This is a genomic window from Nocardiopsis sp. NPDC055879, from assembly GCF_053615935.1.
Genome location: NZ_JBSHCT010000008.1, coordinates 96,381 through 110,774 on the forward strand (window position 1 = coordinate 96,381; position 14,394 = coordinate 110,774).

Consider the following 14,394-nt stretch of genomic DNA (forward strand, 5'->3'; position numbering starts at 1 on the left):
CACTTAGGGAGAGAGAACGCATGAGCGTGAACAAGGACGCCACTGCCCCGGGGCCCTTCGACGACGTGTTCGGCGCCAACGCCGCCTACGCCGAGAACTATTCGCTGGCCGGTCTGAAGCCGCTGGCCGCCCGTGGCCTGGCCCTGGTCACGTGCATGGACTCACGTATCGAACCACTGGAGATGTTGGGCCTGGAGCCCGGCGACGCCAAGATCCTGCGCAACGCGGGCGCCCGGGTCACCGATGACACCCTGCGCACCCTGGTCCTGGCCGTGTACCTGCTGGGGGTGGACCGCGTGCTGATCCTGCCGCACACCCGCTGCAAGATGGCCTCCGTGACCGGCGACCAGATGGTCCACGACCACATCATGGACGAGTACGGGGTGGACACCCGCAGTCTGGAGTTCCACACCGACAACGACCAGTTGGGCGCTCTCCGGCACGACCTGGAGCGGATCCGGCACCACCCGCTGCTGCCCGAAGGGCTGCCGGTGACGGGCGCGATCTACGACGTGGACACGGGCAGGGTCTCCCCCACCGGCCTTTGATGTGTCGGGGCCGCCGAGACCGGGGATCACTCCAGTGGGCGCGGGGACCTCGGCCGCCTCCCGGCACCGGGCCCACGCCCGCCCGTCCACCCCGGCGGGAATGCGGTCCCTTCCGCGGATCGTTGTGCCTTGTCCGGTGTGGCGTCGAGAGGAGCACCGTGGCAGAGAGCACCTACGACACCTTCAACCAGGCCCGCATCTTCCTGGATCTGGGCGATCCCATCTACGCCGCCCGCATCCTGGAGCCCGTGGTGGAGAACGAACCCGGCAGCCTCTCCCTCCTGGAGTTGCTGGGTCGCGCCTACTTCTACTCCGCACAGCTCAACAGAGCCGAGGCGACCTTTCGCAAGCTCATCGAGCTGGACCCCGTGGACAACTGGGCCCACATCGCGCTGGCCCGCACCCTGGAACGGCAGAACCGCCATGAGGAGGCGGCCACCTACAGGCGGATGTACGCGGTGATGTCCGGGGGGTCCCTGGACTGATCGGAGCACTCGCGGGGCCGGACCCACCCTCGTCCGGCCCTTCGTCGTGTCCGTCACCGGTCGGGGCTAGGCTGCGGACATGGCTCCCGAACGACCCGAACAGACCCCGGACGAGGACGTCCCCTGGGTCGATCGATGTTCCGACAGCGTCCGGTCCTGGGCGGACGAGGCGGTGCGCAAGGTGATCGCCGACGACACCCGTTCGGCCGACACCCACCTGCACGTGTTCCCGTTGCCCCCGGAGTGGGGCATCGACCTGTACCTGAAGGACGAGTCGGTGCACCCCACCGGCAGTCTGAAGCACCGGCTGGCACGTTCGCTGTTCCTGTACGGACTGGCCAACGGGTGGATCACCGAGGGCACCACGATCGTGGAGGCCAGCTCCGGGTCGACGGCGGTCTCGGAGGCCTACTTCGCGCAGCTGCTGGGCCTGGACTTCGTGACGGTGGTTCCGCGCAAGACCAGCCCGGAGAAGATCGCGCTCATCGAGCGCTACGGGGGCCGCTGCCACTTCGTGGACGATCCGCCGGCGATGTACAGCGAGGCGGAACGGCTGGCCGCCGAGAGCGGCGGCCACTACATGGACCAGTTCACCTACGCCGAGCGCGCCACGGACTGGCGGGGCAACAACAACATCGCCGTGTCGATCTTCGAACAGCTGGCGATGGAACGCCACCCCCACCCGGAGTGGATCGTGGTGGGCGCGGGCACCGGCGGCACCTCGGCGACCATCGGCCGCTACGTCCGCTACCGGCGGCTGCCCACCCGGCTGGCGGTGGTGGACCCGGAGAACTCGGCGTTCTTCCCCGGTTGGGTGACCGGGGCGCACGACTACGCCACCGGCATGCCGTCGCGGATCGAGGGCATCGGGCGGCCTCGCATGGAACCCAGCTTCGTCCCGTCGGTGATCGACCTGATGATGCCGGTGCCCGACGCCGCGAGCATCGCCGCGATGCGCCACCTCAACGACCTCACGGGACGTAGCGCGGGCGGCTCCACCGGCACCAACCTGTGGGGCGTGTGGCACCTGATCGCCAGGATGCGTCGAGAGGGTCGCAAGGGCAGCGTGGTCACGCTGATCTGTGACGGTGGCGAGCGCTACCTGCACAGTTACTACAACGACGAGTGGGTGTCGGAGAGGGGTCTGGACCCCACCCCGTACCGGGCGGCCATCGACCGGTTCCTCGCCGAGGGCGTGTGGGAGCCGCCCAAGACACCCTGAGCCGACGATCGAACGCCACGGGGCCCGCGCCGGAGGTCTTCCCTCACGGCGCGGGCCCCGTTGACGTTCACGGGCCTGTCAGGCGTCGATGCGCTCCAGGTCCAGTTCCTGGGCGCCCTCCTGGATGAACCGGCGGCGCGGAGCCACCTCGTTGCCCATCAGCAGGTTGAACACGGACGCGGCCTCCTCTGCCTGCTCCACCCGGATCCGGCGCAGGGTGCGGTGGTGCGGGTCCATGGTGGTCTCGGCGAGCTGGTCGGCGTCCATCTCACCCAGACCCTTGTACCGCTGCACCGGCTCCTTCCAGGAGATCTTGCGCTTCTCCAGGTCCAGCATGGTGCGTTGGAGCTCGGCGTCGGAGTAGGTGTAGATGTAGCGGTCCTCGGGCTTGGCCCCGCGCTTGCGCCGCACGTTGGTCAGCTCGATGCGGTGCAGCGGCGGCACGGCCGCGAACACCCGACCGGCCTCCAGCATGGGGCGCATGTACCGATAGATCAGGGTGAGCAGCAGGCAGCGGATGTGGGCGCCGTCGACGTCGGCGTCGGCCATCAGGATGATCCGGCCGTAACGCGCGGCGTCGATGTCGAAGGTCCGCCCCGAACCGGCCCCGATGACCTGGAGGATCGCGGCGCACTCGGCGTTCTTGAGCATGTCCGCGACCGAGGACTTCTGGACGTTGAGGATCTTGCCTCGGATGGGCAGCAGCGCCTGGAACTCCGAGTCCCGGGCCAGCTTGGCGGTGCCCAGCGCCGAGTCACCCTCGACGATGAACAGCTCGCTGTGCTCCAGTCCTTCACTGCGGCAGTCCACCAGTTTGGCGGGCAGGGCCGAACTCTCCAGCGCGTTCTTGCGGCGCTGGGTCTCACGCTGCTGGCGGGCGGCCAGGCGGGCCTTGGCCGCACCGACCACCTTCTCCATGACCAGGCGGGCCTTGGCCTTCTCCGTCTTCTTGGTGGAGGTGAGGAAGTCTCGCACGCCCTGACCGACCACCTGGGAGACGATCCGGGAGGCCGCGGAGGTGCCCAGGATCTCCTTGGTCTGCCCCTCGAACTGGGGTTCGGGCAGCCGTACGGTGACGACCGCGGTGAGCCCCTCCTGGGTGTCGTCCTTGGTGACCGGGTCGTCGCTGTTCCTCAGCAGCTTGGTGGCGCGCAACTGGTCGTTGATCACCCGGACCAGGGCGCGCTCGAAGCCGTTGATGTGGGTGCCGCCCTTGGGCGTGGAGATCACGTTGACGAAGGAGCGGACGTTGGTGTCGTAGCCGGTCCCCCAGCGCAGGGCCACGTCCACGTCCAGCCGGCGTTGGACGTCGGCGGGCACCATGTGGCCGGACTCGTCCAGCACCGGGACGGTCTCGTTGAAGTTGCCGGTGCCCTGGATGCGCAGGACGTCGCTGACGGCGTCGTCGGGTGCCAGGAAGGTACAGAACTCGCTGATCCCGCCGTCGAAGCGGAACTCCTCGGTGTAGACGGGGTCGCCCTCGGTCCGCTCGTCGCGCACGGCGATGGTCAGCCCCGGCACGAGGAAGGCGGTCTGGCGGGCCCGGTCCAGCAGGTTCTGCCGAACGATCTCGGCTTCCTTGAGGAAGATCTGGGAGTCCGGCCAAAAACGGGTGCGGGTGCCGGTGATCTTCTTGGCGACCTTGCGGACCTGCTCCAGACCGGAGACCGGGGTGAACTCGGCGTCGGGGCCGTCACCGGCGAACCGTCCGGCGATGCCGCGGTGGAAGCTTATGGCGTGGGTGTGGCCCTGCCGGTCGACCTCGACGTCCACCCGGGCGGACAGGGCGTTGACGACTGAGGCGCCGACGCCGTGCAGACCACCGGAGGCGGTGTAGGAGCCGGATCCGAACTTGCCGCCCGCGTGGAGCTTGGTCATGATCAGCTCGACACCGGGCATCCCCGACCGGGGCTCGATGTCCACCGGGATACCGCGACCGTCGTCGCTGACGGAGACGGAACCGTCCGCGTGCAGCGTCACGTCGATGCGTCCGCAGTAGCCGCCCAGCGCCTCGTCGACGGAGTTGTCGATGATCTCCCACATGCAGTGGGTGAGGCCACGGCTGTCGGTGGACCCGATGTACATGCCCGGCCGTTTGCGAACCGCTTCGAGGCCCTCGAGGACCGACAGGTGCCGGGCGGAGTAATCCTCGGGGTCGTGGACGGCTGCGGTCAAGGCGGTCACTCGGACATCTCCTGCGTCTTGTGGGCCATCGGGGGCGCTGATGCGGCGTGTGCCCTTTGTACCGCGCCGCACCGACGGTTGAAGGGGCCAGGTTACGACGGGCCGAAGGCTGTGTCGTGACGCGGGCCGTATGGGTGGGGTCGTGTCTTCCCCGGTCGTGTCTTCCCCGAGAAAGGGGCGCCTCCCCGACGTCGCCGCCGGGAGCGCTGCGACCGGCTCCACCGACGGAGTCGGGAATCGGTCGGGCCTGCCCCGCGCGAGACTACCACCTCTGACGGTTGCGACCTGGATACGCCCGATTTCCGGGGATAGCCAGGGCCTACCGATGGGTACAACGAGGAGGAGACAAGACGTCGGAACAGAAAGGCCCCACTCTGCATCTTCCAGACACGAACCGGGCGGATTCCGCTGTCGGCGTACACGGGATCAGGTTGGGAACGTCTGGGTCGGGTTAGATGTTGTCAGAGGTGACTAACGCCGAGTATTGAGGATGGCGAAGTGACTGGAACCCTTGCCCCCACTCAGCCGCTGACGGCTGCCGACCGTTGCGACCGCTGTGGTGCACAGGCCTACGTCCGGGTACTGCTGAATTCCGGCGGTGAGCTTCTGTTCTGTGCGCACCACATGCGCAAACACGACGACTCGATCCGCAAGATCGCCTCGGACATCCAGGACGAGACGAGCAAGCTCACCGAGAGCGAGAACAGCGGCGGGGATGAGCGTTAGCCACAACGAGCACGATTGCGATGACGGCGGCTCCCGAGGGGGCCGCCGTCGTCGTTCCCGGGTCGATCGTGCGTCGGGGCGCGTGCGGCCTCATCTCGTGAGCACCCGGTTGTGGTACCGGCAGACCTCGACGAACCCGGCGCCCCGGTACAGGCTCAGCGCCGGCCCGTTGCCGGCCACCACGCACAGGTAGGCGTTCCGGGCGCCCTCGTCGTGTGCCCGGGTGAGCAGGTCCCACAGGATCGTCCGGGCCACTCCCCGCCCTCGGGCCTCCGGCGCGGTGACCATCGCGCAGATCGCCACCGAATCCCCGTTCAGCACCGCGCAGCCACGGCCGTCCCCACTCTCGTGGACGCCGTACGCCGCGGTCACCCCTCCCAGGATGCGCGCCACCCCTTCGGCCCACGACGGGTCGTCACCCGCGAACGGTTCGACCCATTCCTTCGTGGGGCGGTCCGTGATCCGTGTGCGTCCGGGACCGTCGGGGCGTTCGTCCAGGTCACGGGCCAGGACCAGACTGGGTTCCACGGTCTCGTAACCGTGTTCGGCCAGTCGCCCGTCCACACTCTCCTGCCCCGGCCACACCTGCGCGCAGGGGGTCAGGCCTCGTTCCCGGTAGAACGCGGTGACCTCCGCGACGTCCGCGTCGAGGTCCTCCACCAGTGCGGAGTTGGCCCGCTTGGTGACGCCGTCGGCCACCCCGAACCGCCACCCTCCACGGCTCTGGACCTGGAACGGGGGCCAATCCCTGGACACTCTCGCCGCCCAAGCGTGCATGTTCGTTTCCTCACCCGTCGCCGAGTACCGGATCCTATCCACCGGCCTCGGGGCACGATCTAGCATGGGTGCGGGTTCCCCAGGCCCCCAGGCGTCCACGATCCAGAAGATAGAGAACCATCCATGCTCATCCTGCTCCCGCCCTCCGAGGGCAAGGCCACTTCCGGTGACGGTCCACGCCTGGACGTCGACGCGCTCACCCTGCCCGGGCTGGCCGCGGATCGGGAACGGGTCATGGCGGCGCTCCACGAACTGTGCTCCGGCCCCGAGGACACGGCCCGCGAGGTCCTGGGGCTGTCCGTCTCACAGACCGAAGCGCTCAAGCGCAACCTGGACCTGGCCACCGCGCCCACCCTGCGCGCCGCGGACCTGTACACGGGGGTGCTCTACGACCGTCTGGGACTACCCGGGTTGCTCACCGAACACGACGCCCGCGTACGCGAACGGATCCTGGTGTTCTCCGGGCTGTGGGGGGTGGTGGGCCCGGCCGACCACCTGCCGCCCTACCGTCTGTCCATGGGTGTGAGGTTGCCGCCCTTGGGTGGTCTGGGCGCCTACTGGCGCAAGGCGCTCACCGACCCGCTGGGCGAACTCGCCGAGGGACGTCTGCTCGTGGACTGCCGTTCGGCGTCCTACGCCGCGGCGTTCAAGCCGGCCGGTGAAACCGCCGAACGAACCGTGGCCGTGCGGGTCCTGCGCGAACGCGAGGTGGACGGTCGGGTGAAGCGTTCCGTGGTCAGCCACATGGCCAAGGCCACCCGCGGGGACGTCGCCCGGATCCTGATCACCGAGAACGTCCAGGCCCGCACCCCCGAGGAGTTGGTGACGGCGCTACGCGACCTCGGCCACACCATCGAGCTCCAGCAGGCCGCCAAGCCGGGCACCGCACGCACGATGGACGTGGTGGTCCGGGATTAGCGGTACGTGCTCCACTCGACCGAAGCGTGCACGAAATCGGACCAGGTGGATTTTATGCCACACCTACAGTGCGTGGGGCAGCATGGAACCCATCGGATGGAGATCGGACTCCGTGCGGGGGATTGAACAGCCCGGCGCTACGCGAGGGACACGCGGGGGTCGCCACACGCCCGTGAGCGGGCCGGGCATGAGAAAACGAAAGGCGCGCCTTCCCGAGGGAGGGCGCGCCTTCGCTGTCTCAGTCCACGGCTGTGGTCCGTTCCTGGGCCGACCGACTAGTCCAGGTAATCGCGGAGCACCTGCGAACGCGACGGGTGACGGAGCTTCGACATCGTCTTGCTCTCGATCTGCCGGATGCGCTCACGGGTGACCCCGTAGACCTTGCCGATCTCGTCTAAAGTCTTGGGCTGGCCGTCGGTGAGCCCGAAGCGCATGGAGACCACACCGGCCTCGCGCTCGGACAGGGTGTCCAGCACCGAGTGCAGCTGCTCCTGGAGCAGGGTGAAGCTGACCGCCTCGCCCGGCTGGATCGCCTCGGAGTCCTCGATGAGGTCACCGAACTCGCTGTCGCCGTCCTCGCCCAGCGGGGTGTGCAGGGAGATCGGCTCGCGACCGTACTTCTGCACCTCGACGACCTTCTCCGGGGTCATGTCGAGTTCCTTGGCCAGCTCCTCCGGGGTGGGCTCGCGGCCCAGGTCCTGGAGCATCTGACGCTGCACGCGGGCCAGCTTGTTGATGACCTCGACCATGTGCACCGGGATACGGATGGTGCGGGCCTGGTCGGCCATCGCGCGGGTGATCGCCTGACGGATCCACCAGGTGGCGTACGTGGAGAACTTGAAGCCCTTGGTGTAGTCGAACTTCTCCACCGCGCGGATCAGACCGAGGTTGCCCTCCTGGATCAGGTCCAGGAACAGCATGCCGCGACCCGTGTAGCGCTTGGCCAGGGAGACCACCAGACGCAGGTTCGCCTCAAGCAGGTGCTTCTTGGCGCGGCCTCCGTCCTCGGAGATCCACTCCAGCTCGTCGCGAAGCTCGAAGGTGAGGACGTCGTCCTCCTCGGAGAGCTTCTCCTCGGCGAACAGGCCGGCCTCGATGCGCTTGGCGAGCTCGACCTCCTGCTCGGCGTTGAGCAGCGGCACCTTACCGATCTGCTTCAGGTAGTCCTTGACCGGGTCCGCGGTGGCACCGGCCGCGACCACCTGGGCGGCGGGGGCGTCGTCGTCATCGTCGTACAGGACGAAGGAATCGTCGTCCTTGCCGGACTTGACCGGGGCACCGACCGTCTCCGGCTTGGTCGGCTTGACGGAATCGGTGTCCGGGGTGTCCTCGACCAGCTCCAGCTCGGCGCCGGTGTGCTCAAGGTCGTCGTCCAGGCCCTCATCGGCCGTGTCACCGGCGTCGGGCGCCAGCTCCAGGTCCTTCTTGGTGGACTTCTTGGTCGCCGCCTTCTTGGCCGGGGCCTTGGCCGCCGCGGTCTTCTTGGTGGCCGCCTTCTTGGGGGTGGCCGCCTTCTTCGCGGTGGCCTTCTTGGCCGCGGGCTTCTTCTCGGCGGTCTCCTCGGAGTCGACGACGGCGGTGACCGTCTCCGGCTGCTCCTGGGCGGCCGCCGCGGCGCGCGCGGGCTTGCTGGTCGAGCGGGTGGTGGTGCTGGACCGAGACGTGGTGGTCTTACGCCGCGTGGTCTTGCGCCGGGAGGAGGCCGACTCCGGAACCAGTACGGTCACACCCTCCTTCGCGAGGCTGCGGAGCACCGACTGCGCCTGCGACATCGGGATTTCGGCCTCTTCGAAGGCACGGCGCACGTCCTCGGGCTCAAGAAAGCCCTGGGACCGCCCACGCTCGATCAGCTGCTGAATGACGGGCTCTTGCAGTGACTCGGACTGCTTCGAGCGAGTCGAACTGGCAGATGACACAAACACCTCTCGAACGGACGTGTGGCGAGATTCGTCGGACCCGGTGGTCCGGATGGCCGGGACCGGGTACTGCACCCTCTCCCACCTGCGGCCAGGGATCTTCCCCACTGGGCGGGAAGCCGGGGTCACCCCCGCTTCATGGGGCGCGGCGGCTTCTTCACTGTAAGCAAGGCAATGGACTTGTTAGTACGGTCTACCGCTCTGACACCGAATCGATCACCGGAAGCTGAACGGCGAGCAGAGTGACATCATCGTCCTGCTCATACCCTTCGAGCATGCTCTCAACAAGGTACTCCAGCATCTGCTGTGGATCGCCCACCACATCGGGCCGGGCATCAGCCGCCTTCTGGACCAGCTCGTCGAGTCCCGCGTCGACCGATCGTTTGCGGTTCTCAACCAGTCCATCGGAGTAGAGGGCGACGGTGTTACCGGGTTGGACGAAGAATTTGTGGTGACCTCTCGTGGAGCTGACCCCGAGCGGTGTGTCCGGCTCGGTCTCCAACAGCGAGGGCCCGGCGTTACCGGCGACGACCAGCGGGGGAAGATGGCCCGCGTTGCTGAGGTCGAGTTGTCCGGTCACCGGGTCCAAGACGAAGTAGACCAGGGTCGTTACCTGATCCATTCCCTCCGTGGCCGAGAACATGCGGTCGAGTCCGGTCAGGACGTCGGCCGGCTCCGGCATGGAGAACGCCAGAGCGCGCAACGCGTTGCGGATCCGACTCATTCCCGCGGCGGCCGGGATGCCCTTGCCCATGACGTCGCCGAGGACCCCGGCGACGCGGCCGTCCGGCAGGGGGAAGGCGTCGTACCAGTCGCCGCCCACCTGCACGTGTTGGGAGCCCGACCGGTAATAGGCGGCCAGGCGCACACCGCGGACCTCGGGCAGTTCCTCCGGGAGCAGGCTGCGCTGGAGCTCCTCGGCGGTGCCGTGTTCGCGTTCGTAGACGATGGCCCGGCCGATGGCCAGGGCGCACTGTCCGGCGAGCGCCTCCAGGAAGACGCGTTCCTCGTCGGTGACCTCGCGCGGGGACGTGAAGGAGAAACGCAGGGCGCCGATGGGGCGGCCCGCCGCCATCATCGGTAGCGCCACCCAGGCGCGCTCGTCGGTGCGTTCCAGGATTTCCTCGACCTCGGGCGCGTCGTCGAGGAGTTCGCGTAGTTCGGCGGGGCCGGCGGCCAGTCGGGGCACGCGACCGGCCACGGCCAGCGCCGCGATGTCGGGGTAGTCCAGCGAGAACCCGTTGCGCGGCAACCCCTGGCAGTCGTCGGCGGAGAGCATGCGCAGGCGCAGTCGGTCCCGGTCGAACAGGGCCAGGGAGGTGTGGTCGGCGCCCACTCCGGAGCGGCCGATCTCGGACATGGCCTGGACGACCTCCTCGGCGGTGAGGGCCTCTGCCAGGTCGGAGGTGGCCTTCTGCAGCCGGGCGGTGCGCATGGCCGCCTCGCTGAGCTGCTGGTTGAGCCGTTGGCGCAGCTCGTCGGCCTCGCGTTCGGTGGTGATGTCCACCAGGGTGCCGACCCACTCGGCGGTCTCGGCGCCGTCCATGACCGGGTTGGCCCGGGCACGGTAGTGGTCGTAGCCGCCCGAGCGGGTGCGGACGCGGAACATGGCGTCGAAGGGGGTCACGTCCAGGACCGCGTCGTCCCAGGCGCGTTCAACGCGGGGACGGTCGTCGGGATGGACGGCGTCCAGCCAACCGTGGCCCAGGTAGGACTCAAGGTCCTGTCCGGTGAGGGTGCGCCACTGGGGGCAGTCCTCGTGTACCTCGCCGCCGGGGCCGGCCGCCCAGATGATCTGATTGCCGGCCTGCAACAGGGCGCGCAGGCGCCGCTCGCCTCGGTGCGCGGTGTCCTCGTGGTCGCGGGCGCCGATGAGCGCGATGTGTTCGTCACCGCCGACCGGATCGTTGACCGGGAACCAGGTCAGGTCCCAGGTCTGGCCCTCGCTGGTGCGGTGGTGGCCGCGCACGGCCCGGCCGGTCTCTCGCACCGATGCCACGGACTCGGCCTGGGCGGCGGCGCCGGAGGCGTCACCACCATCCTTCAGGACCTGGCCCGGTGTACGCCCCAGGCAGCGCTCGGGGGTGCTGCCGAAGACGGCGGCCATGCGGGGGTTGATCGAACCGAAGACGTCATCGGGTCCGAGCAGGGCGAACCCGATGGGAGCTTCGGTGAGCAGGGTCTGCACAGCGTCCGGTAGTTCCGCCACATTGATTCGGGGAGGGGGAATGGACGTCTCGGCGCTCAACTGCTCGACACCTCCGGAGCCGTTGGAATCCCCATCGGGGCTGTTCTCGGACCACGTGGTCCCTTGCGCACCGTGCCCGCCGTCCGTGTTCGATGACGCTTATGGCGCGGGGCGCGCGACGCCGATTCCGTTCGGGGGGCTCCGCGGCTCCCAGGAGGCACGCTCAATGACTCCTCTCGGCCGCTGTCACGGCTCAAGCATAAGACACGGCTCTGCGCACGCAACGTCCGTGGCTTCGGGGGCACGGTTGCGCACGGAAGGTAAATAGTAGGCCACCGGACGCCGTGCACACAGTCGACCGGGGGTCTCACTGGCGTGTTCTCCCATAATTCCAGACGCCGACCGACTTACGGAGAACTCTCTGGAACAGGACCGTTATATGTCCGAAACGTCCATTTCATGGTGATGGCCCGCGGGGGTGACGCGTCTCGGGTAAACGGTACCTCCCCGAGGTTTTATCAACAGCGTGCCGCGCGAGAGGTTGACAGTCGCTTCAGAACAAGTGGAATAGGTGGAGGTCACCGTCCAGACCATCTTCAGCTAGGGGTGTGAGCAAGAATGCTCCAGACCTTCCCGGTCCAGGATCTCAGTCGGATCTCGGCAAGGCTTCATGACGAGTTCAGCGCGCTGTCCCACCGATGCGTGGAACGTTGCGTCAGCGACACCTGGAAATGTGCCGAACACCTGGGCCTCCCGGTCACACCGCACCTCGTCGAGAGGGTCGCCCGCGAGCACTTGGAGGCGATGGTGAAGTCCGTGCCGCCCTCGCGACATACCCCACGACGTCCGGGAACCACACTGTTCACCGGTCGCCGCGCGATCCCCGAACCACGCTGACCCGACGAGGGCACCTCCTGCCGCCGACTGGCATACGCTCGGAGCGTGCCCTCCGCTACGCCCCCACCCACAGGACCCGACGTTCCCGTCGCAGCGTTCGAGGAAATGCTGCGCGCGGCCAGAGCGCTGCTCGCCATGCGCCACCCGCTGGACGCCGAGCTGTCCTTCAGTGAGCTGCTGGGCTCCTGGTGGGGACAACGGGTCCCCGGGGTGGACGTGGAACGGCTGCTCGGCGAGGGCCTCATCACCCACGCCACGGCCTCAGGGAAACCCGCCGGGCTGGGGGTACTCGCCGCGATCACCGCGCTGGGCACCTCGGCCTCCCAACGCGACCTCGCCGAACAGGGCATGATCGCGCTGCGCGAGCGGGGTCTGCACGCACCGGCCTGGGCCTCCCAATTGGGCGAGGTCACCCCCGTGGCCGCCTACGTCAACGGCGACCGCTTCGGTGACACCGACGACGTGGTGTGCGTGTACGCCCGTGACTCCGGCGAACCCGAGCACGCCCTCATCCTCGTGCTGGACCACAACAGCGGCGGCCTGCTGCGCGACGCGTGGGTGACCACCAAGGTGGACCGGCTCCTGGCGCAGTGCCGTGAACGCGCGCGCACCGATGACTTCGCCCGGTTCGAGGAGTCGCCCCTGCCCCAGGCTCGGGCGCTCCTGCTCCGCGCGCTGGAGCGCACCGAGAGCGTGGTGACCGGGGAGGTCGACAACCCCGTCGGGGTCTCACGGTCCGACCTCACCGGTGGTTCGCTGGCCGCCCACTTCGCCCTGGCCGCGTCCCGCATCAAGCGGCTGCCCGAGGGCAGGACGCACCAGCCGATGTGGCGGCGCGACCGCCGCGCGGTCCTGGCGGCCCGCTTCCTCGCCTCGGACCAGGCCGCCGAGCTGTCCGACTCCTACGCCGCCAGCCGGTGCGCGGACCACATCATCACCTACGGCTGCGACGTCGACTCCGGGCGCCCGCTGCGGGTCAGCCCGCGCAAGGTCGAGTCGTTCCTGCTGCACTGGCTGCCCGGTCGGGTGGTACTGCTGCCCGAGGAACAGGAGGCGATGCCGCACGTGCTCGCCGCGTGGGTGCGCTGGGCCGGGGCGCAGAACGACCTGCCCGACGTCGCGGTCGGTGCCGCCCTGGACACCGTGTGGGAGACCACCGCGGAGTTCGCCCGCACCTACCGCGACCCCGCCCGCCCCCTCGGGCTACGACAGGGGGCGGTGCGCCGGTTGCTGCCCGACGGCGACTTCAGGTCCCTGGCCCGCCGGATGTTCGCGTTCCCCCTGTTGGCCAGTGAGCTGATCACCGACGCCCCCGACGAGTTCGACCCGTCGACCTCCCGTGGCCGTCGCGCCCTGCTGCGCCTGGACCACTTCGCCGAGTACGAGGAGGCCCCGCACAGCGGCCGCCACCACTCCACCGGTCAGGACCGCTGGTACCGACCCGTGCAGGGCACCGATCCCGAGCGCGAGAAGGAGCTGGACCGCCACGAGCGCCTGGCCAAGCGCCTGTGGGACGGCCGTCCCGCCAACCTGTGGGCGGCGGCCCGGCGGATGCTGGATCGCGGCCTGGACCGCCCCACCGTGCTCACCCATCTGACCGAGGCGCTGTTCGGCGCCACCGGCGAGAACGACCTGCGCCGCCGCCTCGACGCCCTGTGACCGAGGCGCGGCGCGCGTCGATCAGGCGAGCATGCGGACCTTGAGGTTCTCGATCGTTCCCCCCGACAGCTTGAGTCCCCGCTCGACGTAGCCGTCGAAGGACCCGTATTCCTGGTCCACGATGCCGAACGCGCTGTCCAGGTAGTCGGGCTTGACCCGGGTCATCGGCTCGATGTCCTCCCACGGCAGACCGCTCTCCTGGGACAGCAGTCGCATCCAGTGGTCGGTGGCGGCCTGACGATCGTTGCTGGCGACGTAGTCCGTCGTCACGACCTCCCGCTCCACGCCCAGGAGGGTGAGCAGCAGCGCCGCGCCCCAACCGGTGCGGTCCTTGCCCGCGCTGCAGTGGAAGACCAGCGCGGTCGGCCCCTTGGCGGCGCGTTCGACCAGGTCGCGGTAGCCGTCCAGGGCCTCGGTGTCGGTGACCAGCCCGCGGTAGACGTCGTACATGTAGCGCTCGGCCGCACCGTCGCCGAACGCGACGCGGGCCTGCTCGGGATCGGCGAACAGGTCGATGAAGTTGGCGCCGGCCGAGTCGGTCTTCTGCACGCCGATCGCCGCGTACTCGGCGCCGTCCGGGATCAGGTCGGGGAGCCGGTCGCGTTCGTGGGAGCTGCGCAGGTCGATGAGCTGGCGGATACCGAAGCCGTCGTAGGCGGTCCGCTCCTGCTCGGTGAGGGTGTGCAGCGCGTCCGAGCGGTAGAGCAACCCGGAACGCACGGTGCGGCCTTCCTTCGTGCGGTGGCCGCCGAGGTCACGGAAGTTGGGGGCACTGGGGAGGAGGAAACCGTCGTTCGTCACGTTCGAGACGATACCCACCTCCCCGACGCCCTCGCGGCACGGGGTGCGACGGCCGGATGGGTTCCGGTCGCTC

At 68.8% G+C, this 14,394-nt stretch carries 12 protein-coding genes; 7 read left to right on the forward strand and 5 right to left on the reverse strand.

Translation table 11 applies throughout. From position 1 onward, the window contains the following. The first annotated feature begins 20 nt into the window (after nt 1–20). The 3 genes from ACWGKS_RS11310 (at nt 21) to ACWGKS_RS11320 (ending at nt 2,255) form a co-directional block, all read left to right on the forward strand. On the forward strand, nt 21–548 hold the full coding sequence (locus tag ACWGKS_RS11310) for a beta-class carbonic anhydrase (RefSeq protein ID WP_452522507.1): 528 nt from the start codon (nt 21–23) through the stop codon (nt 546–548). 158 nt (nt 549–706) lie between these two features. Then, complete coding sequence (locus tag ACWGKS_RS11315) at nt 707–1,033, forward strand: tetratricopeptide repeat protein (protein ID WP_067603374.1); 327 nt, start codon at nt 707–709, stop codon at nt 1,031–1,033. 79 nt (nt 1,034–1,112) lie between these two features. Further along, nucleotides 1,113–2,255 carry an L-cysteine desulfhydrase Cds1 gene (locus tag ACWGKS_RS11320; protein WP_358514010.1) on the forward strand — a complete coding sequence of 381 codons (1,143 nt, stop codon included), beginning with the start codon at nt 1,113–1,115 and terminating at the stop codon, nt 2,253–2,255. A gap of 78 nt (nt 2,256–2,333) precedes the next feature. Here ACWGKS_RS11320 and ACWGKS_RS11325 read toward each other — a convergent pair whose 3' ends face one another. Beyond that, entirely contained in the window at nt 2,334–4,439 is a 2,106-nt protein-coding gene (locus tag ACWGKS_RS11325) for a DNA gyrase/topoisomerase IV subunit B (protein ID WP_358514012.1), read from the reverse strand. A gap of 498 nt (nt 4,440–4,937) precedes the next feature. On the opposite strand from ACWGKS_RS11325, the gene ACWGKS_RS11330 reads away from it, so the two are divergent. Further along, nucleotides 4,938–5,165 (forward strand): DUF7455 domain-containing protein, encoded by a 228-nt coding sequence (locus ACWGKS_RS11330; protein ID WP_067603379.1) that lies wholly within the window; start codon nt 4,938–4,940, stop codon nt 5,163–5,165. A gap of 90 nt (nt 5,166–5,255) precedes the next feature. Here ACWGKS_RS11330 and ACWGKS_RS11335 read toward each other — a convergent pair whose 3' ends face one another. Next, nucleotides 5,256–5,942, reverse strand: coding sequence for a GNAT family N-acetyltransferase (locus tag ACWGKS_RS11335; protein ID WP_358514014.1), 687 nt, complete (start codon nt 5,940–5,942; stop codon nt 5,256–5,258). A 123-nt stretch (nt 5,943–6,065) separates the two neighbouring features. On the opposite strand from ACWGKS_RS11335, the gene yaaA reads away from it, so the two are divergent. Next, on the forward strand, nt 6,066–6,860 hold the full coding sequence (yaaA, locus tag ACWGKS_RS11340) for a peroxide stress protein YaaA (protein WP_358514016.1): 795 nt from the start codon (nt 6,066–6,068) through the stop codon (nt 6,858–6,860). Nucleotides 6,861–7,135: 275 nt separating this feature from the next. Here yaaA and ACWGKS_RS11345 read toward each other — a convergent pair whose 3' ends face one another. Both ACWGKS_RS11345 and ACWGKS_RS11350 read right to left on the reverse strand, forming a co-directional pair. Next, complete coding sequence (locus ACWGKS_RS11345) at nt 7,136–8,776, reverse strand: RNA polymerase sigma factor (protein ID WP_358514018.1); 1,641 nt, start codon at nt 8,774–8,776, stop codon at nt 7,136–7,138. 193 nt (nt 8,777–8,969) lie between these two features. Next, nucleotides 8,970–11,024: a SpoIIE family protein phosphatase gene (locus ACWGKS_RS11350; protein ID WP_358514020.1), complete on the reverse strand. Its 2,055-nt coding sequence runs from the start codon at nt 11,022–11,024 to the stop codon at nt 8,970–8,972. 558 nt (nt 11,025–11,582) lie between these two features. Here ACWGKS_RS11350 and ACWGKS_RS11355 point away from each other — a divergent pair. Beyond that, nucleotides 11,583–11,861: a hypothetical protein gene (locus tag ACWGKS_RS11355; RefSeq protein ID WP_358514022.1), complete on the forward strand. Its 279-nt coding sequence runs from the start codon at nt 11,583–11,585 to the stop codon at nt 11,859–11,861. 105 nt (nt 11,862–11,966) lie between these two features. Beyond that, complete coding sequence (locus ACWGKS_RS11360; protein WP_358514053.1) at nt 11,967–13,520, forward strand: hypothetical protein; 1,554 nt, start codon at nt 11,967–11,969, stop codon at nt 13,518–13,520. Between the two features lie 21 nt (nt 13,521–13,541). On the opposite strand, the gene ACWGKS_RS11365 is transcribed toward ACWGKS_RS11360, so the two are convergent. Then, on the reverse strand, nt 13,542–14,339 hold the full coding sequence (locus ACWGKS_RS11365; protein WP_358514024.1) for a tyrosine-protein phosphatase: 798 nt from the start codon (nt 14,337–14,339) through the stop codon (nt 13,542–13,544). Nucleotides 14,340–14,394 lie beyond the last annotated feature (55 nt).

What these genes read in the sequence shown, in the direction of transcription:
- ACWGKS_RS11310 (WP_452522507.1), top strand. Translation starts at nt 21, where the DNA reads ATGAGCGTGAACAAGGACGCCACTGCCCCGGGGCCCTTCGACGACGTG.
- ACWGKS_RS11320 (WP_358514010.1), top strand. Translation starts at nt 1,113, where the DNA reads ATGGCTCCCGAACGACCCGAACAGACCCCGGACGAGGACGTCCCCTGG.
- ACWGKS_RS11335 (WP_358514014.1), bottom strand. Translation starts at nt 5,942, where the DNA reads ATGCACGCTTGGGCGGCGAGAGTGTCCAGGGATTGGCCCCCGTTCCAG.
- yaaA (WP_358514016.1), top strand. Translation starts at nt 6,066, where the DNA reads ATGCTCATCCTGCTCCCGCCCTCCGAGGGCAAGGCCACTTCCGGTGAC.
- ACWGKS_RS11355 (WP_358514022.1), top strand. Translation starts at nt 11,583, where the DNA reads ATGCTCCAGACCTTCCCGGTCCAGGATCTCAGTCGGATCTCGGCAAGG.
- ACWGKS_RS11360 (WP_358514053.1), top strand. Translation starts at nt 11,967, where the DNA reads ATGCTGCGCGCGGCCAGAGCGCTGCTCGCCATGCGCCACCCGCTGGAC.